This window comes from Acidimicrobiia bacterium (genome assembly GCA_040902765.1).
Lineage (GTDB): Bacteria > Actinomycetota > Acidimicrobiia > Spongiisociales > UBA11373 > DATKBG01.
Window position 1 is genome coordinate 1 of the sequence record JBBDWO010000021.1, and the last position, 18741, is coordinate 18741.

Sequence of the window (18741 nt, forward strand, 5' to 3'; positions counted from 1 at the left end):
CCCCCCCCCCCCCCCCCCCCCCCCGCCAGACGCGTCGCGAGGCCCACGTAGCGTTTGCCCTCCCCCCTCCCCGCCGCTCGCTCTGCTCCCGGCGGTACTCCCCCCTTCGGGGGGAGAGAGTCTGAGGGCCGCCCGCCGTCCCCAGTCTGCGTTCTGCCATCTGTTCAACAAATCCCGATGTGCATCGCGGCTACCGACCTCGCTTCGGCGTCTACCGACAACACGTCGTCGACCGTCGCCAGCTCGCGTTGCTCGACGTCGGCGAGGGTGCGCTCCACCACGACTGGGATCGAGGTGAAGCCGATGCGGCGCTCCAGGAAGGCGCGCACGGCCATCTCGTCGGCAGCGTTGAGCACGGCCGGAGCCGACCCGCCGCTCCTGCCGGCCTCGTAGCCGAGGCGCAGGCAGGGGAGCTGATCGAGGTCAGGCTCCAGGAACTCGAGCACCGCGCCGGCCAGGGAGAACGGCTTGGGGTCGAACGCCAGACGCTGCGGGTGACCGAGGGCATAGGCGATCGGGACCCGCATGTCGGGCGCGCCCAGGTGGGCTTGATACGAGCCGTCGGAGAACTCGACGAGTCCATGGACGATGCTCTGCGGGTGGATGACGACGCCGATGCGGTCGTACGACACGCCGAACAGATGGTGCGCTTCGATCACCTCGAACGCCTTGTTCATGAGTGTCGCCGAGTCGATGGTGATCCGGGGCCCCATCGACCAGGTCGGATGGTCGAGCGCCTCCTCCACCGTCACCTCCTCGAGGTCCTCCAGGGGGCGTCCTCGAAACGGTCCGCCGGATGCGGTGAGCACGAGCCGCGACACCGAGTCGGCATCCTCGCCGTCGAGCAGTTGGAAGAGTGCGCTGTGCTCGGAGTCGATGGGGATCAGCTCGCCCCCGCCGCGGGCAGCGGCGTCGAGCAACACCGTGCCGGCGCTGACCAGGCTCTCCTTGTTGGCCAGGGCGAGCCGGTTGCCGGACTCGAGGGCGATCGCCGAGGCCCGAAGTCCGGCAGCGCCGACGATGGCGTTGACCACGGTGGCATCCGGTATCGCCGCCAATTCGGCTACGGCTTCCGAGCCGAACGAAACCCGTTCTCCGAGATCGGCGGTGAAGCGCTCCCGCTCGTCGCCGGTGGGGGCGGCGACCGCCACCCGAACCTCGGGACGGGCCGTGGCGATCGCATGCAGGTCGTTGGATCCCCGGCCGGCGGCGATCGCTACCACCGGCCGCCCGAGCCGATCACACACCTCGAGCGTCTGCCTGCCGATGGAGCCGGTGACACCGAGGACGACGACTGGCGTCACCCGGCCAGGCCCTGAACGGTGAACAGCACCCAGGCCCCCGGAACGACGAACAGGAGGGCGTCGATCCGGTCGAGGATGCCGCCATGCCCGGGGAGGATCACCCCCATGTCCTTGATGCCCATGCTCCGCTTGAACATGGACTCAGCGAGATCGCCCAACGGGGCGAGCACCGACACCACCGCGGCCAGCGCGAGGGCGTGAGCCAGCGAGATCTCCTCGAAGACGAACGACATCCCCGCAGCGGCGCCGAAGGTGGCGACGATCCCACCGAGCAGCCCCTCCACCGTCTTGTTGGGTGACACCAGCGGGGCGAGGCGGCGGCGCCCCATCACGCGACCGAACCCGTAGGCGCCGATGTCCATGGCGGCGGTGGTTACCACCACGGTGAGCATGAGCGCGTGGAACCCGGGCGCTTTGATCAAGGGGAACGCGAACGAGGCGGTGACGGTAACCCACACGACTCCCAGCAGGGTCAACCCGCCGTTGGTGAGCGCGTCGCGACCGAGCGGGGCGAAGGCGTAGACGAAGTAGGTGACCACGGCCACCAGGCACAGCACCACCGGGATGGCGAGCGGGCCATGGAACCAGACGCCGAACAACACCCCCAGGCCCCCCAGGTAACCGAACAGGGCGATCGGTCGGAGTCGGGCTCGACGCAGCGCCGTGTAGTACTCGATGAGGGCGATGAGCACCACGAGCCCGATGAACACGGCAAACGCCTCGCGCCCGACCCACATCGACCCGAGGAGCAGGCCGAGGAGCACGAGTCCGGTGAACACCCGGGTCCCCAGATCGGAGCGGGTCCGCTCGACGTAGGTGTCCTCCTCATCGCCGCCGAGGTCCGCCACGTCGTCGTAGCCGATGACCCCGGTCCCGAGGCCGGGCATGGAGGCCGACATCGCCTGCCACTCCAGGTCCTCGTCGCCAGCCTGGTACATCGCCTCGGCGAGGCCGCGATGCTCCCGCGTCGCCGAAGTGGCGTAGCTGTCCGCGTCGAGGTCCAGCTCGGCGTCGTCATCGATGACGACCGCCGGTGGGCTGTCGTCCTGTCTCCCATCCAGGTCGTCATCGTCCTGCACCTCGTCGAACCACTCGTCCTCGCCGCCCATCTCGTCGTCCAGGGGGTCCGCGGCCAACGCTGCGGCCTCCCGGGCTGGCAGCGGGGGGTCGTCGACGAGCGGCTGTTCGGCGGCCAGCCATACCGGTTCCTCCGGGCGGGCCGGCGGCGGCGGCAGGGACGGCGGCGAATCGTCGGTCCACGGCGGGGACGGCGCGAACACCGACGAGCCCGGCTCTGGCGGGTCCTCCTCCTGAACACCCTCACGCAGCCAGGCAGTCTCCTTCGGATCCGCCTCCACCCAGGCGTCGGTCTCGGACTCTCCTGGCTCGTCGCGGTGTCGTGGCCGGCCACCCTCCTCCGCACCCACGGCGGCGCCCTTCTCCGCGGCCCGGGCCGCCTTGCGGGCGCGACGACGCTCCTTGCGACTCATCTCCTCGGGTGGCCCGTCACCCGAATGCCCGGGCGCAGCCGGGGACGCAGGGAGTGAACCCACGAACTCATCCCAGTCGTAGAGGCCTTGGCCGTCCTCGGCTCCGAGGGCCTCGTAGGCACGCGCCGTGGCGACGCCATGAGGCATGTCGGTGTCGGCAGGCGGGACGGCGGGGGTCGGTGGGTCCTCACCATCGGGGTCGGGTGCGGGAGCGGGTTCCCAGGCGTCGTCGACCGGACCCGGCTCCTCTACGACTTCGGGGGCGACCTCGAAGAGTGTCTCCTGCTCACGATCGTACGAGTCGGGATCCAGGTCCACCGGCGCCGAATTGGACCCGACCTCGGAGTCCCCATCGAAGCCACGGGACTCAACGTGCTCGGCGGCGTGGGTGGCGTCGGTCGCCCACGCCGGGAGGTCGACGAACTCGCCAGTGTCGCCCACGGGGACGGGGGGAGGGATCTCCTCGGCCTCGGAGTCACTCCAGTCGCGCTCGTCGGACGAGTCGCTCAAGACGAGGTCGTCGGCGTCGGGCGAGGACTCTTCCGGGTCGTACCCGCCGGTCCTGTCGTCTCCGCTGTCGTTCACCCTGCCTCCTCGGTGACGCCGGTCACACCTCGAGCAGTTCGGCCTCTTTGTGGGCGAGGAGATCGTCGAGCCGCGCGATGTGCTGGTCGGTGACCTCCTGAAGGCGCGCCTCGCCGCGGTGGATGTCGTCCTCAGAGACCTCACCCTCGAGGGCCTCCATCTCATCCTTGCTGTGCCGACGGATGTTACGGACGGCGACCCGCCCTTCCTCGACCATGTTGCGGACCACCCGGATCAGCTCCTTACGGCGCTCCTCGGTCAGCGGCGGAAACGACAGGCGAATCACGGAGCCGTCGTTGGAGGGGTTGAGGCCGAGACCGGCAGCCTGCAACGCCTTCTGGACAGCACTGACCGACCCGGGATCGAAGGGTTGGACGACGAGCAGCTGCGCCTCCGGAACCGAGATCGATGCCAGCTGCTGGAGGGGCGTGGGAGCGCCGTAGTAGTCGACGGTGACGCGCTGCAACAGCGCCGGATTCGCCCGACCGGTGCGGATGGTGGCGAATTCGCTCTGGGCGTGCGCCACCGCCTGGTCCATCTTCGCCGAAGCCTCGGCGAGGAGTTCGTCGATCACCGCTCGCCTCCTCTCAGCGGACGAGCGTCCCGATCGCTTCGCCCCGTACGGCCCGCGCGATGTTCCCGGGGACCGTGATGTTGAAGACCCGGATCGGGAGGCCGTTGTCCATGCACATCGTAATGGCGGTGCTGTCCATGACCCGGAGTCCCCGCTCCAGTACCTCCATGTAGCTCAGGTCGGGTAGCAACTGGGCGTCGGGAACCTGCTCCGGGTCGGCGTCATAAACGCCGTCCACCCGGGTTCCCTTCAGCACCATCTCGGCGCCGATCTCGGCTGCGCGCAGCGCCAGGGCGGTGTCGGTGGTGAAGAACGGGTTTCCGGTACCGCCGGCGAAGATCACCACCCTGCCCTTTTCGAGATGACGGATGGCTCGCAGCCGAATGTACGGCTCGGCCACCTGGGCGATGCCGATCGCCGTCTGTACCCGGGCCGGGGCCCCGGCGCCCTCTATGGCGTCGCGCAATGCCAGGGCGTTGATCACCGTGGCCAGCATTCCCATGTAATCGGCGTTGGCGCGGTCCATGCCCGCCGCCGCCGAGGACAGGCCGCGGAAGATGTTGCCGCCCCCCACGATGATGGCGATCTGGTGCCCCTCAGACGACACCTCGGCGATCTCGGTGGCCAGCCGCTGCACCGTCTTCGGGTCGATGCCGTAGCCGGTCTCCGGATCTGCGAAGGACTCTCCCGACAGCTTGAGGGCGACCCTGGTCACTCTGCTGAGTCCTCCCCCACACCGAGGCGGCTGAAGCGACGAACCGCGATGTTCTCTCGCATCTGCACCCCGAGTGCCTCGACCATATCCCCAACGGTACCGGCGAACTTCTCCGCGTTGGCGAATGTCTGGTCGAGGAGCACGGTGTCGGCGTAGAAGGAGCCGACCTTGCCGTCGACGATCTTGGCGATGACCTCTTCCGGCTTGCCCTCGTTGCGCGCCTGAGCAGTGATGATGGACCGCTCGTCGTCGATCGCCGAGTCGGGCACCTCGTCACGGCTCAACCAGCGGGGCCGCGCCCAGGCGACGTGCATGGCGATGTCGTTGGCCGCAACCTTGAACTCGGTGCTCTTGGCGACGAAGTCGGTCTCACAGACCAGTTCGACGAGCACGCCGATCACCGGTCGATCGGCCTGAAAGTGCAGATACGAGCCGATAGTGCCCTGGTCTGCGGCGCGGTCGGCGCGCTTGCGTGCCGAGGCGAGCCCGCGCTCCATGAGCAGACGCTCGGCGGCCTCGAGGTCGCCGGCGGACTCTTCGAGAGCCCGCTTGGCATCCATCATGCCGGCGCCGGTCTTCTTTCGGAGCGCGGCGACGTCCTGGGCGGTGATCGTCGTCACGACGCCTCCACCGTGGCCGCATCGTCAGCGGCCGCATCGTCAGCGGCCGCATCGTCGGCGCCCTTGCGCTTCGCCTTGGCCAGTTCGGCACCCTCGAGGGCAGCGTCGGCGATAGCGGACCCCATCAGCTGAGCGGCGCGGATCGCGTCGTCGTTGCCGGGGATCACATGGTCGACATCGTCGGGATCACAGTTGGTGTCAACCACGGCCACCACCGGGATCCCGAGACGGCTGGCCTCGGTGACGGCGATACGCTCGGTGCGCACGTCGATCACGAACACCGCATCGGGTGCTCGCTGCATGTCGCGAACCCCGCCGAGCACGGCGCGCAGCTTCTCGAGCTCGCGCCGCAGCTTGAGACGCTCCTTCTTGGGGAGGGCGTTCATCACGCCGGTGTCGTCCATCTGCTCCAGCTCGCGCATGTACAGGATGCGCTGGCGGATCGTCTGGAAGTTGGTGAGCATCCCGCCGAGCCAGCGATGGTTCACGTAGGGCATCCCGGAGCGGGTAGCCGCCTCCTGGACCACCATCTGCGCCTGCTTCTTGGTACCGACGAACAGGACCACACCGCCGCCGGCGACCAGGTCGCGGATGAAGGCGGTGGCGCGTTCGGTCGCCTCGAGGGTCTGACGCAGATCGATGATGTGGATCCCGTTGCGCTCGGAGAAGATGTAGGGACGCATCTTCGGGTTCCAGCGCCGGGTCTGGTGCCCGAAGTGCACGCCTGCTTCGAGCAGCTGTTTCATGGTGACAGCGGCCACCGTTCCTCCTTCGTTGCGGTTGGTCTCTCGCCCCGGCCGCTGGAACCCCTCATCCGGATCTCACGATCCGACCGCAGAGGGACGGCGTATGGGGCGTGTGGTTAGGAGCCGAGTGTAGAGCGATCTCGCGATTCGCAATTCGCAATTCGCAATTCGCCATTAGCCAGAACCCCCACGACCTGTCGGAACACTTCTGGCCACGAGCCAAAAGCCAAGAGCTGGTTCTTATCCTGGCTCCATCATTCGGTTGCGGAGGCTCATCACGGCCTTGGTGTGAATCTGGCAGATGCGTGACTCGGTGACGCCGAGCACGCCGCCGATCTCGGCGAGGGTCAGACCCTCGTAGTAGTACAGGGTCACCACCAGGCGCTCGCGGTCGGCGAGGCGGCTGATGGCGTCGGTCAGGAAGTACCGGGTCTCCTGTTTTTCGAACGAGCCGCTTGGATCCATCGACTGAGGATCGGAGAGCAGATCACCAAGGGTCGCCGAGCCACGGTCGCCAGGGTCGAGCAGCTCGTCCAGGGCGACGAATCCGAGCGAAGCGATCTCACCCAGACGCGTTTGCAAGGCCTCCAAGGCGACACCCATGTGCTCGGCGAGTTCCTCTTCGGTTGCCGATCGCTTCAGACGGTGTTCCAGCTCGTCGAGGGAACGCTGGATCTCGCGGGCACGCGCCCTCACCGATCGCGGCACCCAGTCGAGGGCGCGCAGCTCGTCGAGGATCGCTCCCTTGATCCGTTGCACCGCATAGGTCTCGAACTTGAAGCCACGCTCGAGGTCGAACTTGTCGATCGCATCGATCAGCCCGAACATCCCGTAGGAGATCAGGTCTGCCTGTTCGACACTCCGTGGCAGTCCGACACCCACCCTGCCCGCGACGAACTTGACCAGGGGCGAGAAGTGGATGATGAGTCCCTCCCGCGCTGCCTTGTCCCCCGTTTCCTTGAATCGGCGCCAGTACCCCTCGAGGTCCTGCTCTGAGGGTTCAGGCGCGCGGATGCGATCGCTCATAGGTCGCCTTGAGGTGGCTGAGGGACACGGCAGTGTATGTCTGGGTGGTGGCCAGTTCAACATGACCCAGCAGTTCCTGAACGGTGCGCAGGTCGGCTCCATGCTCGAGCAGATGGGTGGCGAACGAATGTCGCAAAGCGTGTGGGAAGGTGCCGATCCGACCGGACACGACGCGGCGGATCCCCCGCTGATCCAATGGTCCCCCGCGCGCCCCGACCCACAGCGCCCTGCCCGCCCCGGCCGAAGCAAGCGCAGGTCGTCCCCGGGCCAGATAGCGATCGACCGCCCGGCGTGCCTCACCGGACAGCGGGACCACGCGTTCCTTGGAACCCTTGCCCATCACCCGGACCAGGTCTACCCCATCGACGTCGTCCACCTGCATGCCGACGAGCTCCGACACCCGCACACCCGTCCCGTAGAGCACCTCGAGGATGGCCCGATCACGCAACGACATCGGGTCGGTTCCATCGATGGCGTCCAGACCCGATCCGAGGGCCCGCTCGGGGACCGATCGCGGAAGGCGCAGCGGCTTCTTCCGGGACGGCAGAGCATGGGTCGGGTCGGCGGCCAGGCCGCCACGCTTGACGGCGTCGGCGAAGAAAGCCCGCACCGCCGACGCCTTGCGCGCCACCGACGCCGGCGCGTAGCGCCTGGTAACGAGATTGGCCTGGAACCGGCGGACGGCGCGTCGGTCGACGGCATCCACCGAGTCCACGCCGAGGCGGTCACAGAAGTCGAAGAACTGGGCGAGGTCGCGTCTGTAGGCGGCGATGGTGTGCGCGGAGAGGCCGCGCTCGTCGGACATCCGGCCGAGGAACGCCTGAACGGGCTGGCGGGCCCAGGAGGGCGTCCGGGGGAGGTTCGCCACGCGCCCATCGTCGCCGGGTGGAGCGGCGCGGTCAACGACCGCTTTCAGGCTGGCATCACCAGATCGCCTTGACGCCTGACCTTTCCCTCGAGCTCCAGGCGCCCCAGCAGGGCGAGCAGCTCGGAACCATGGAGACCGAGAGCGGCGCCGAACTCGTCGATCGGAACACCCGCCTGAGCGAACATCTTCGGCTGCCCCACCGCCGCGGCGACGGGGCGAACTGCCGGCGGGCCGAGTACCAGCGACAGGGCCTCCACCAGGTCGGCGGGATCGAGCACCGGCCCGGCCCCATCGCGGATCAGGAGATTGCACCCGACCGATGCGGCGCGGCCCACGTCGCCGGGCACCGCGAACACGGCTCGGCCCTGCTCGGCAGCGCGGGCAGCAGTAACCAAGGCGCCACCCCGGACCGCCGATTCCACCACCACGACCGCCGCCGATAGCCCTGAAATGATCCGGTTGCGGGGCGGAAACCTCCAGCCTAGGGGACGCGCCCCCGGCGGATACTCGCTGATCACGGCCCCACCGCCGTCGAGGATGGTGGTCGTCAGGTCGGCGTGCTCCCGGGGGTACACCACGTCGACCCCGCATCCGAGGACGGCCACACTCGGGCCTCCCGCTTCCACCGCGGCGCATTGTGCCGTGGCATCGATCCCCCGGGCGAGTCCCGAGACGAGGACCCAGCCCGCCGCAGCGATCGCCCGGCCGTATCCGGTGGCGAGAGCCCTCCCGTACCCGGTGCATCGCCTGGTACCCACCACGCCGACGCCCATACGCTCGGGGAGACGGCCCCGGACGAACAACACATCCGGCGGGTCCTCGATCCCGGCGAGCCACGGCGGGTAGGCGCCATCGCCGAGGAACACCGTCTCCGCGCCCGCCTCCTCCACAGCACTTCGGCACTCGCTTGGTGCCCGCACGACTGCAGGAGGTACCCCGTCGACGCCTCCCGCCCGAATCGCCGCGAGGACCGCACCGGCGGTGCGATGGCGGGCCACCAGGTCACGATGACGCGCCGGGTGCAGCCCGACAAAGGCGAGACGCAGCCGATCGTCACGACTCACACCGCACCTCGAAGCCCGAGCGCCTCGGCCATGTGATCGGCGTTCGCCGAGTCGTCCCCGGCGAGGTCGGCGATGGTTCGAGCCACCCTGCGCACCCGGTCCCACCCCCGGGCGGTCAGATCGAAGCGCTCGATCGCTCGGGTCGCCAGCCGGTGGGCGTCGGGATCCCACGGGAGGGCGTCGAGCGCGTCGCGGTCGAGAGCCCGGTTGAGCACGCCACGGTCGATCTGGCGACGGCGCGCCACCTCCACCCTCCCCCTGACCGACGCTGTCGCTTCGCCACCTGGCCCGAGCAGCTCGGCTGGCTCCACCCGATGCACGGGAACCCGCAGATCGAACCGATCCACCAGGGGGCCGGAGAGGCGGGCCCGATACCGGCCGACCGCAGCGGGCGCACACCGGCACGGCGAGCGCGAGTCCCCGTGGAAGCCGCACGGACACGGGTTCGTCGCCGCCACCACCTGCACCCGACAGGGGAAGCTGACCGATGCGCCCTTCCGGGCGACGTGGACCGCCCCCTCCTCGATGGGCTGACGCAGCGTGTCGAGCAGGTAGGGCGGGAACTCGGCGAGCTCGTCGAGGAACAGCACGCCGCGGTCGGCGAGGGTCAACTCCCCCGGCACCGGCATGCCCGACCCCCCGCCGATGATCGCCGCCGGCGTGGCCGTGTGATGGGGGCTGCGAAATGGGGGCCGGGCGTCGAGGAACGGTGGCCTTCCGGCGGCGGCGTGAGCCTGGGCGACGTCGAGCGCCTCGTGCTCCGTCAGATCCGGCAGCACCCCTGCCAAGGCTCGGGCGAGCATCGTCTTGCCGGATCCGGGCGCCCCCGACAGGAGGAGATGGTGCCCACCGGCGGCGGCCACCTCGACGGCCCGCCGGGCGACCTCTTGACCTCGAACCGATGCCAGATCGACCGCAGGATCTCGGGATGGCGGGGTCGGGGCGGTGTCGGTGGTGCCCGGATCCGTTCCGGCCACTACCGCGATGGCCTGAGCCAGTGAGTCCACGCCGGTCACCTCGGCGCCGGACAGTGCCCCTTCGGCCAGGGCCGACACCCCGAGCAGGCATCGCTGACCGCGCTGACGAGCGACGATGCCCGCGGCCAGGGCACCGCGAGCCGAGCGCACCGTCCCATCGAGGGCGAGCTCGCCGAGCGCCACCACCTCCCGACACGATCGCGGCGCCTCGCCGAGGGCGGCGGCGACTCCGAGGGCGATGGGCAGGTCATAAGCCGAGCCGGCCTTGGGGACATCCGCCGGTGCCAGGTTGACCGTCACCTTCCCACGATGAAAACGCAGCCCGGTGGCCGTGATCGCAGCGCGCACCCGTTCGCGTGCCTCGCGTACCGCGGTGTCGGGGAGGCCGACGATCGTGAAGGTCTCGCGCTGAGCGGTGGCCAGGCTGACCTCGACCCGAACGGCCCGCGGTTCCACACCGACGACGGTGGCAGAGGTGACCGAAGCGAACATCGCGTCAAGGTATGGGACGCCCCGGACAGAAACCAGGGGTACGAACTCAGCGGCCTTCGAACTCCGGGGGTCGCTTCTCCAGGAAGGCGACCATGCCCTCCACGACATCGGCGGTACCGAAGAGCAACGACTGGGCGGCCTGCTCGTAAGCGAGCCCGTCATCGAACGAACTGCCCGCTGAGGTGTCCAGGCCCGTCTTGATGAACCGCTGCGCGAGGGGAGCCCCGGCTGCCAGTTCGGCGGCCAACGATGCGGCCGACCCGGCCAGGTCGGCCGGGGGCACGACACGGGCCACCATGCCCATCGCCATCGCCTCGGCGGCCTCGACCGTGCGACCGGTGAGCGCCAACTCTTTGGCGCGGGCGAGACCTACGAGCCTGGGCAGCACCCAGGTGCCGCCGAAGTCGAGGGTCAGGCCGCGCTTGACGAAGACCTCGGCGAACCGAGCGCGCTCGCTGGCGATCACGATGTCGCAGCCCAGGGCGAGATTCATCCCCGCCCCGACCGCGTAGCCGTCGACGGCGGCGACGGTCGGCTTGGTGATCCGGTGGAGCGCCGAGGCGGCGGCGCCGACATCGGTCATGGCGTCGTAGGCGCGGGTGGTCGACGCGGCACCCCCCAGGTCGCTCAGATCGGCGCCGGAACAGAAGTCCTCACCGTCCCCGGTGATCACGAGCACCCGGGCTGGCGATGCCTCGAAGTCGTCGAATACCGCAGCGAGGTCACGCCACGAGCCCATCGGCACGGCGTTGCGTCGGCCGGGGTTCGAGATCGTCAGCCAGCGCACCGGCCCGTCGTCACGCGTGGAGAACATCGCGAAGGACGATACAAGAAGAGCTCACAGCTAACAGTCCACAGCTCACAGCCAGAACTTCAGTCTGGCCGATAGCTGGTAGCCGGTAGCTGGTAGCTGTCTGCCATCATCGGCTCATGGGGTTCAACCCGTTTCGGAAGCAGCAGCGGCGGACCGCCGACGTCGTCCTCGTGGTGGCCGCACTGGGCGTGGCGGTGCTGCTCGTCCTGTGGGCCGTGGCGTGGCCATAGGTCGATCACTGGGACCGGAGGTCGTCACCCCGGTGCAGCCATACAACGCCCGGAAGGCCTACCTCTGTCCGGGTTGTCAGGGCATCATCCCTGCCGGGGAGGGTCACCTCGTGGTGATCCCGGAGGACTACCCGGACCTGAGGCGTCACTGGCATCGGGCCTGCTGGTTCATCGAACTCCGAGCCCGCCGCTGAGGATCACGACAGGCCGCGAATCCACCGCACCGTCGCCCCAGTGGCACCGAACTCCACCGACAGGACATCGATTCGGGCCGGTCGCGGACGCACCCTGCGAGCGGCGTCGAGCATCCGACGCTCCTTCTCCTCGGTGATCTGAACGAGAGGATCGGCTCCGTACCGGGTCTTGACTTCGGCAGCGACCACGACCCCGTCGATGCGCACCAGCAGATCGATCTCGCCGCGACCAACGCGCAGGTTGCGGGCGATGACCGTGGCCCCCCGCCGTAGGAGGAAGGCGAGGGCGACCGCCTCGCCGAATGCGCCTAGCGCTAGATCTCGTCGGGCTCGGGCAGCTCGAGCTCGGCGTGCTCCAGTTCCTCGACGTTGACGTCGCGGAAGGTGAGCACCCGCACCGACTTGAGGAACCGTGCGGGGCGATACATGTCCCAGACCCAGGCGTCGTCGAGCTGGATCTCGAAGAACACGGTCCCGCCCGCGTCGCGAGTGTTGAGATCGACCTGGTTCGCCAGGTAGAACCGGCGCTCCGTCTCGATCACGTACCGGAACATCGGCAGGACGTCTCGGTACTCGCGGTAGATCTGCAGTTCGACGTCCGACTCGTAACGCTCGAGGTCTTCTTCGCTCACCCGGTGGCTCTCCTACGGAAGATGGCGATGTTACCGACATACCAACCGTTGTACGCAGTCGGTGGGACAGAAAAGAGAGCCGCCAGCCACCAGCCACCAGCCAGAGGAGTCACCGCGCCCTTCGGGCCGAGGACTGGGCGACCCTGGCCATGAGCCATGAGCCATGAGCTATTGGCCGGGCGGCCGGAGGCCGCCCTATAGCCCTCCCCAGCGGCTGGGGGGCCAGACACGGACGAACGCTCGACCGATGATCTCATCTTCGGAGATCGGGCAGAAGCGGGTCCCGTCCGAGAGATGGGCCTCGGGACACAACCGCGAGCTCCGACTGTCCTCACTACGGTTGCGGTTGTCGCCCATGACGAAGACGAATCCGTCGGGAACGGTGATCGGGCCGTAGTCGGGCATCGACACCGCCCTAGTCAGGTATGACTCGTCCACCAGCTCCCCGTCGATGGACAGCCGGTTGTCACGGATCTGGAGGGTTTGGCCGCCTACCGCCACGATCCTCTTGATCAGCGCGGTGTCCGGCGTCGCCAGCCCGAGCGCCTCTCCGATGTTGCGCAGCACGGCCGCCGGGAATGACTCCCCCTCCTTGGCGGGCGCACGCGGGTCGTCGAACACGATCACCTGACCGGGGTGCGGTTCACCCCACCGGTAGGAGAGCTTGTTGACCATGACCCGGTCGTTGACAAGCAGCGTGTCCATCATCGACTCCGACGGGATGAAGAACGCCTGCACGATGAAGGTCTTGACGACCACGGCGACCACCAGCGCCACCGCGACAAGGAGCGGCAGCTCGACCCAGAAGGGTCGGGGCGGCTTGTCGCGGCGTCGCCGCTTCTTGCCACCTTCCTCGGTGTCGGAGGGTGTGTCCGCTTCGAAGGAATCGACCGGGTCGGCGAGGGGTCGGCCGGAGCCAGCGAGGGGCTCTATCGACTCGGGGTCGGACACGGTGGGCACGATACCCGTGCACCGCGGTAGCGGTGCGTCACGGGTTCGCTCGGTCGCGCTTTTCCTTGATGCGCGTCGCCTTGCCGACGCGTTCCCGCAGGTAGTACAGCTTGGCGCGACGTACGTCACCGCGACGGGTGACCTCGATCGAAGCCACGATCGGTGCGTGGAGCGGAAAGATGCGCTCCACTCCGACACCGAACGATACCTTGCGCACGGTGAACGACTCGCGGACGCCACCGCCGTTGCGAGCGATGACGACACCCTCGAACGCCTGGATCCGCTCGCGACCGCCTTCGACGACGCGGACGTTGACCTTGACGGTGTCGCCGGCCTTGAAGTCGGGGATGTCGTCGCGCATGTGGGCGGCTTCGACCTGGTCGATGATGTTCATCGGGAATCCTCCGGGGGGCTCGCACGATCGTCCGAGCGGGCGGGATGGTAGTCCTCGCCGTCGGACTGCGAGAAATCGTCGAGCAGGTCTGGGCGGCGCCGCCGGGTCCGGTCGATCCGCCGCGTTCGCCGCCACGCGTCCACCTTCGCGTGATCGCCCGAAAGCAGCACGTCGGGCACCTTCCAGCCCCGAAAGTCGGCAGGGCGCGTGTACTGAGGCTCCTCGAGCAGGCCGTCACCCCGAAAGCTCTCCGAGACCGTTGAGGATGGATTCCCGACGACACCCGGGAGGAGGCGGGCCACCCCCTCGACGATGGTGAGCGCAGCCACCTCGCCACCGGCGACCACGAAGTCGCCCAGGGAGATCTCCTCGTCGACGAGATGCTCGGCAACCCGCTCGTCGACGCCCTCGAACCTGCCGCACACCAGCGTGATCGCCTCGAGGCCCGCCAGCCGATCGAGCGTGTCCTGGGTGAGCGGGGCGCCGGCAGGGGTGAGCAGGACCCGGTGAGTGTCGGCGAGGGGCTCGAGAGCCGCCGCCAGCGGTTCGATCATCATGACCATCCCCGGCCCCCCACCGAACGGCGCATCGTCGAGCTGGCGGTGCTTACCCAAGCCGTGGGCGCGCAGGTCGACCACGTCGACCGTCAGCGCTCCGTCGGCGATAGCCCGCCCCACGATGCTCACCCCGAGCGGGCTCTCGAAGAACCCGGGAAACATGGTCACCACGGAAATGCGCATGGACCAGAGGGTAGGGAGTCATCAGGCGGGCGAGCGTTCCCTACCCGTACTTGGTACTTGGTAGTTGGAGGGCGAGCGGATAGCGGCGGATCCGCTTCTGACTCTCCTCCCCCGTAGGGGGAGGTGTCATCGGCCGAAGGCCGATGACGGAGGGGGAGGCCAGACGCGTCGCGAGGCCCACGTAGCGTTCGCCCTCCCCCCTCCCCTCCGGTCGCTCCGCTCCCTACGGGACTCCCCCCTACGGGGGGAGAGAGGACTCCTGCCGAGGCCACTGTGCAGTCGCGGTTCGGACTGTGTGTCTCCTTGCTGTTGTCCGAGCCGTGTCAGCGCTGTCGATAGCTGTATTCCGCCACGATCCTCCGAATGCTCTTGGTATGCAGACGTTCGTGCCAGATCAAACGTCGGAGAACCTTTCGCACCGACCAACCTGCAGCATCGTCGATGCGCGCTAGGTCAGAGGCTTCACGTAACCCGTCGAGGAACGCCAAGGCCTCGGCCCTGCGGTGAGCGAGAACGGCCTGCCAGTCGCTCTCCATTGACATTGGTGCCGATGGTGGTCGGAAGCCAACCGCGGCCAGGTAGTAGTGAGTTTCCGTGTTGGCGAGATGAGCTACGACCTGACGGATGGTGCGCCAGCGCGCCCAAGGCAGGAACCGCTTGTATGACGGATCCCAATCAAGGACCTTGGCCGGCAGCCCTTGGAGGGTCGCCAGCAGGTCACGACGGGAGGCCTCGAGGAGTTGGACTGCCAGATCGAGCTCCCCCACGGTGGAAGGCTCTCGATCGGGTGTAAACAACACCTCGTCGCCTTTTATCGCGTCCACCACTTCCACGGCAGTCTCAGGGCCCGGATCGGCGAGTCGGTGCGTCTTCATCCATGCCCGGTACTCGTTGTACTTGACAGGCATCCGTTCCAGAACTACAGCAGAGGTCGACGCCCAGGTGGCAAGACCAAGGAAGTCGAGTGCCCATGCCTGAAACCCTGGTTCGGCATCGGGGAGTCCCTCAAGCAGCCACACCCGCACCGGGTGACGGTACTAGATCCAGCCTCAGGTCTCACCCTCGGGTGACCGCTTCAGCCCATTCGGGCCCTGTCAGCCCTCTGATGACAATCCCGCACGCTGGCCGAACCAAGTACCAAGTACCAAGTACCAAGTACCAAGTACCAAGTACCAAGTAGTCCCTCTCTACATCTCCGCGTCGGAGGGCACGACCGTCTCGTAGAGGGTGGTCCGCCTTGCCGGTATCCGCCCGACCGACTCGATGGCCGCCTCGATCTCCTCGGGGGTTGCCAGCTGGCCGTGGGAGGCACCGGCGGCCCTCGAGATGTTCTCGTCCATGAGGGTGCCGCCCATGTCGTTGCAACCGGCGCTGAGGAGGGCGGCGCCGCCGTCGAGACCGAGCTTGACCCACGACGCCTGGATGTTGTCGATCGACCCGGACAGGGCGATCCGGGCGACGGCGTGAACCAGCACCACCTCGTCCCAGGTCGGACCAGGTCGGGAGCGACCCCGCAGAAAGATCGGCGCCCCCATGTGGACGAAGGGCAGCGGGACGAACTCGGTGAAGCCCCCGGTGCGGCGCTGGATCCGCCGGAGCACCTCCAGATGGGCTGCCCAGGAGCGGGGACCGTCGATGTGGCCGAACATCATCGTCGACGTCGACCGGAGGCCCATTTCGTGAGCCGTGATCATCACCCGGGCCCACTCGGCGGTGGTGATCTTGTCCGGACACAGATACCGGCGCACCCGGTCGTCGAGGATTTCGGCGGCCGTGCCGGGGAGGGTGCCCAGGCCGGCGTCGGCGAGCCTCGCCAGGAAGTCGCCGACGGTCACGCCGAGCGTCTCTGCCCCCTGCCACACCTCGAGCGGAGTGAAGCCGTGGATGTGCATGGCCGGTACCGCCTGCTTGATCGCCTCGACCACCTGGACGTAGAAGTCCCCGGTGAACTCGGGGTGGATGCCGCCCTGGAGGCACACCTCGGTGGCGCCCCGGTCCCAGGCCTCCTTCGCCCGGAACACCACCTCGTGGACTTCGAGGAGGTACGGATCACCGCGCAGGTTGAGCGACCGGGGTCCCTTGGAGAACGCACAGAACCCGCACCGGAAATAGCACTGGTTGGTGTAGTTGATGTTGCGATTGACCACATAGGTGACGCGGTCGCCGACGGAGTCGCGGCGCAGCTGGTCGGCGACGGCGGCGATGGCGTCGACCTCGGCGCCCCGAGCCCGAAACAGCCGCTCCACCTCGTCCTGGGTCGGTGGCTGGCCGCCGAGCGAACGCTCGAGGATGCCGCGCAGATCCGGGTCGAGGTGGCCGAGTCCGTCGGGTGCCGCTGCCGACATCCAAGCAGCGTCCGACCACTCGGCCGAGTAGCGTCGCGGTGGCATCGGCGCCGGCTCGTCCTTGCCCGGTGCCCAGGAGTAGCCGGACCGAGCCGCTCCCGACCCGTCCACCAGGTGCAGCCACGCGGTGAACACCTCTGCGGCGAGCGCCGAGCGAGCATCGTCGACGGAAACCCCCACGGGGAAGGCGGTCCGCTCGACCAGCCGTCCGCCGAGGGCATCTCGCAGCTCACCGATGCGCTCGGTGTCCCAGTCACGCAGCACCAGATCCCCGGCGCCGGCAGCCACTGCCTGGACCGCATCGTCGACGCTGTCGACCAGGACCGATACCACGGCCTCCACGCCGGGGGTCGACACCAGTTCGGCGGCGTGGTCGACGGTGCTGCGGCCGGTGCGCAGGTAGGCGGCTCCGCTGCGGGTGAGGGCGTCGAGTACCGCTTCGTCGGCGCCGTCGTCGAGGACGGTGATCCGCCAGCCGGGACCGTCCACGGCGAGGGCGTCGGCGGGCCTCACCACCCAGGCTGCGGCATCGTCGCCCCCGGAGGTGGCCACGGTGAGCAGATCGGCGGCGAGGGCCGGCGAGCCGTCCTGACCGGGTTGGAGCTCGACCACGGTCGTGCCCTCGGCCCGGCGAGCCTCGAGCCAACCGGGGCCGAGGGCTGCGGACGGGCGCATGCGTACGAAGGAGATCACACGGCCTCCATGCGGGGGGCGAGAGCGTACCCCTCACCATCGACGGCGGCACGCACCGCCGGCATGAGCGTCGGGTCGATCCACCGGTCGTCGATGAACTCCGGGTAGACGGGCAGGCGAGGGCGCAGCTCGAAACCGGCGGCGGACGTCCGCTCCTCCAGCTCGTCGAGATGTGGCCAGGGTGCCTCCGGGTTGACCCAGTCGATGGTGAGCGGGGAGACGCCGCCCCAGTCGTTGATGCCGGCGTCGAGGTAGACCTCGAAGCGTTCGGTCAGGTTCGGCGGTACCTGCAGGTTCATCCCGGGACCCAGGATCCAGCGCGCCGCCGCCACCACCCGGGCCACGAACTGAACGGTGGGCTCGGCGTCGCGCCGCTTCGGCGTGTCCGCCTTGGCGCGGAAGTTCTGCACGATCACCTCTTGCACCGCCCCGGTCTCGGCGGCGAGGGAGGCAAGGGCGAACAGGCTGTCGACGAGCTCCTCGGGAGTCTCACCGATCCCTACCAGCACGCCGGTGGTGAACGGGACCCGTGCCCGGCCAGCAGCGCGGATCGTCTCCACTCGAAGCGCCGGGTCCTTGTCGGGGCAGTCGTAGTGGGGCATCCCGGGCTCCATGAGCCGGCGAGAGATGTTCTCGAGCATGAGTCCCATCGACACGTTGGATGGCCGCAGCGCCCGCATGTCCTCCTCGGTGAGGAGGCCCGGGTTGGCGTGGGGGAACACGGCGGTCCGGGACGCGACGGCTTCGGTGTTCATGCGGACGTACTCGATGGTGCTCGCGCAGCCATGCCGATCCAGGAAGGCCCGGGCTTGCGCCCAGCGATCCTCCGGCCGGTCGCCGAGGGTGAACAGCGCCTCGGTGCAACCGTGGGACTCACCGGCGAGGGCGATCGCCATGACGTCCTCGGGCTCGAGGTACTCCCCGCCGGCACCGGGAGGCTTGGCGAAAGTGCAATAGGTGCAGCGGTCCCGACACAGGGTGGTCAGCGGAACGAAGACCTTGCGCGAGTAGGTGATCAACCTCCCCTTGCCCTCGTCGCGCAGCCGACGCGCCTCGGCGAAGAGCCCGTCGACATCGCCGTGCCCCCGGACCAGCCGGGAGGCGAGTTCTGGATCAGGGGCGGGAAAGGCCATCGTGAAACGGTAGCCACAACTCGTTTACCGGTTACCGGTTACCGGCTACCGGCTACCGGCTACCGGCTACCGGCTACCGGCTACCGGCTACCGGCAAGCGAAGACGGAAGACGGAAGACGGAAGACGGAAGACGGAAGACGGAAGACGGAAGAC

Annotated in this window: 19 protein-coding genes and 1 pseudogene; 1 reads left to right on the forward strand and 19 read right to left on the reverse strand. The window is 68.5% G+C overall.

Features of this window, described 5'->3' with window-relative positions; genetic code table 11:
- Nucleotides 1–164: 164 nt before the first annotated feature.
- The 11 genes from dxr to WEA29_06195 all read right to left on the reverse strand — a co-directional run bounded on the left by dxr (nucleotide 165) and on the right by WEA29_06195 (nucleotide 11275).
- Nucleotides 165–1304, reverse strand: coding sequence for a 1-deoxy-D-xylulose-5-phosphate reductoisomerase (dxr, locus tag WEA29_06145; GenBank protein ID MEX2323336.1), 1140 nt, complete (start codon nucleotides 1302–1304; stop codon nucleotides 165–167).
- Nucleotides 1301–3379: a phosphatidate cytidylyltransferase gene (locus WEA29_06150; protein ID MEX2323337.1), complete on the reverse strand. Its 2079-nt coding sequence runs from the start codon at nucleotides 3377–3379 to the stop codon at nucleotides 1301–1303. The genes dxr and WEA29_06150 overlap by 4 nt, the downstream gene beginning before the upstream one ends.
- A 22-nt stretch (nucleotides 3380–3401) precedes the next feature.
- A complete protein-coding gene (gene frr, locus WEA29_06155) occupies nucleotides 3402–3953 on the reverse strand; it encodes a ribosome recycling factor (protein MEX2323338.1) in 552 nt (183 codons plus the stop codon).
- Nucleotides 3954–3966: 13 nt separating this feature from the next.
- Complete coding sequence (pyrH, locus tag WEA29_06160) at nucleotides 3967–4668, reverse strand: UMP kinase (GenBank protein ID MEX2323339.1); 702 nt, start codon at nucleotides 4666–4668, stop codon at nucleotides 3967–3969.
- Entirely contained in the window at nucleotides 4665–5288 is a 624-nt protein-coding gene (tsf, locus tag WEA29_06165) for an elongation factor Ts (GenBank protein MEX2323340.1), read from the reverse strand. The genes pyrH and tsf overlap by 4 nt, the downstream gene beginning before the upstream one ends.
- A complete protein-coding gene (gene rpsB, locus WEA29_06170; protein ID MEX2323341.1) occupies nucleotides 5285–6049 on the reverse strand; it encodes a 30S ribosomal protein S2 in 765 nt (254 codons plus the stop codon). Before rpsB ends, tsf begins: the two co-directional genes overlap by 4 nt.
- A gap of 225 nt (nucleotides 6050–6274) precedes the next feature.
- The gene (whiG, locus tag WEA29_06175; GenBank protein MEX2323342.1) at nucleotides 6275–7060 is read right to left on the reverse strand and encodes an RNA polymerase sigma factor WhiG; all 786 of its coding nucleotides are present in this window, start codon (nucleotides 7058–7060) and stop codon (nucleotides 6275–6277) included.
- Complete coding sequence (locus WEA29_06180) at nucleotides 7035–7928, reverse strand: tyrosine recombinase XerC (GenBank protein ID MEX2323343.1); 894 nt, start codon at nucleotides 7926–7928, stop codon at nucleotides 7035–7037. The genes whiG and WEA29_06180 overlap by 26 nt, the downstream gene beginning before the upstream one ends.
- Nucleotides 7929–7972: 44 nt before the next feature.
- Nucleotides 7973–8992 (reverse strand): DNA-processing protein DprA, encoded by a 1020-nt coding sequence (gene dprA / locus WEA29_06185; GenBank protein MEX2323344.1) that lies wholly within the window; start codon nucleotides 8990–8992, stop codon nucleotides 7973–7975.
- Nucleotides 8989–10461, reverse strand: coding sequence for a YifB family Mg chelatase-like AAA ATPase (locus WEA29_06190; GenBank protein ID MEX2323345.1), 1473 nt, complete (start codon nucleotides 10459–10461; stop codon nucleotides 8989–8991). Before WEA29_06190 ends, dprA begins: the two co-directional genes overlap by 4 nt.
- Before the next feature lie 46 nt (nucleotides 10462–10507).
- Nucleotides 10508–11275 (reverse strand): enoyl-CoA hydratase/isomerase family protein, encoded by a 768-nt coding sequence (locus WEA29_06195; GenBank protein MEX2323346.1) that lies wholly within the window; start codon nucleotides 11273–11275, stop codon nucleotides 10508–10510.
- Nucleotides 11276–11495: 220 nt separating this feature from the next.
- On the opposite strand from WEA29_06195, the gene WEA29_06200 reads away from it, so the two are divergent.
- Nucleotides 11496–11699 carry a hypothetical protein gene (locus WEA29_06200; protein ID MEX2323347.1) on the forward strand — a complete coding sequence of 68 codons (204 nt, stop codon included), beginning with the start codon at nucleotides 11496–11498 and terminating at the stop codon, nucleotides 11697–11699.
- Nucleotides 11700–11702: 3 nt separating this feature from the next.
- Here WEA29_06200 and WEA29_06205 read toward each other — a convergent pair.
- The 8 genes and pseudogenes from WEA29_06205 to cofG form a co-directional block, all read right to left on the reverse strand.
- Nucleotides 11703–11987: pseudogene (locus WEA29_06205) on the reverse strand (YraN family protein).
- A 26-nt stretch (nucleotides 11988–12013) separates the two neighbouring features.
- Entirely contained in the window at nucleotides 12014–12331 is a 318-nt protein-coding gene (locus WEA29_06210; protein MEX2323348.1) for a DUF2469 domain-containing protein, read from the reverse strand.
- Between the two features lie 195 nt (nucleotides 12332–12526).
- Nucleotides 12527–13282: a signal peptidase I gene (gene lepB, locus WEA29_06215; GenBank protein MEX2323349.1), complete on the reverse strand. Its 756-nt coding sequence runs from the start codon at nucleotides 13280–13282 to the stop codon at nucleotides 12527–12529.
- 37 nt (nucleotides 13283–13319) lie between these two features.
- Nucleotides 13320–13676, reverse strand: coding sequence for a 50S ribosomal protein L19 (rplS, locus tag WEA29_06220; GenBank protein ID MEX2323350.1), 357 nt, complete (start codon nucleotides 13674–13676; stop codon nucleotides 13320–13322).
- Complete coding sequence (gene trmD, locus WEA29_06225) at nucleotides 13673–14416, reverse strand: tRNA (guanosine(37)-N1)-methyltransferase TrmD (GenBank protein ID MEX2323351.1); 744 nt, start codon at nucleotides 14414–14416, stop codon at nucleotides 13673–13675. Before trmD ends, rplS begins: the two co-directional genes overlap by 4 nt.
- Before the next feature lie 323 nt (nucleotides 14417–14739).
- Nucleotides 14740–15441: a DinB family protein gene (locus tag WEA29_06230; protein MEX2323352.1), complete on the reverse strand. Its 702-nt coding sequence runs from the start codon at nucleotides 15439–15441 to the stop codon at nucleotides 14740–14742.
- A gap of 162 nt (nucleotides 15442–15603) precedes the next feature.
- Nucleotides 15604–17454, reverse strand: coding sequence for a 5-amino-6-(D-ribitylamino)uracil--L-tyrosine 4-hydroxyphenyl transferase CofH (gene cofH / locus WEA29_06235; protein ID MEX2323353.1), 1851 nt, complete (start codon nucleotides 17452–17454; stop codon nucleotides 15604–15606).
- Nucleotides 17451–18587: a 7,8-didemethyl-8-hydroxy-5-deazariboflavin synthase CofG gene (gene cofG, locus WEA29_06240; GenBank protein MEX2323354.1), complete on the reverse strand. Its 1137-nt coding sequence runs from the start codon at nucleotides 18585–18587 to the stop codon at nucleotides 17451–17453. The genes cofH and cofG overlap by 4 nt, the downstream gene beginning before the upstream one ends.
- Nucleotides 18588–18741 lie beyond the last annotated feature (154 nt).

What these genes read in the sequence shown, in the direction of transcription:
- whiG (MEX2323342.1), bottom strand. Translation starts at nt 7,060, where the DNA reads ATGAGCGATCGCATCCGCGCGCCTGAACCCTCAGAGCAGGACCTCGAG.
- WEA29_06190 (MEX2323345.1), bottom strand. Translation starts at nt 10,461, where the DNA reads ATGTTCGCTTCGGTCACCTCTGCCACCGTCGTCGGTGTGGAACCGCGG.
- WEA29_06195 (MEX2323346.1), bottom strand. Translation starts at nt 11,275, where the DNA reads ATGTTCTCCACGCGTGACGACGGGCCGGTGCGCTGGCTGACGATCTCG.
- rplS (MEX2323350.1), bottom strand. Translation starts at nt 13,676, where the DNA reads ATGAACATCATCGACCAGGTCGAAGCCGCCCACATGCGCGACGACATC.
- trmD (MEX2323351.1), bottom strand. Translation starts at nt 14,416, where the DNA reads ATGCGCATTTCCGTGGTGACCATGTTTCCCGGGTTCTTCGAGAGCCCG.
- cofG (MEX2323354.1), bottom strand. Translation starts at nt 18,587, where the DNA reads ATGGCCTTTCCCGCCCCTGATCCAGAACTCGCCTCCCGGCTGGTCCGG.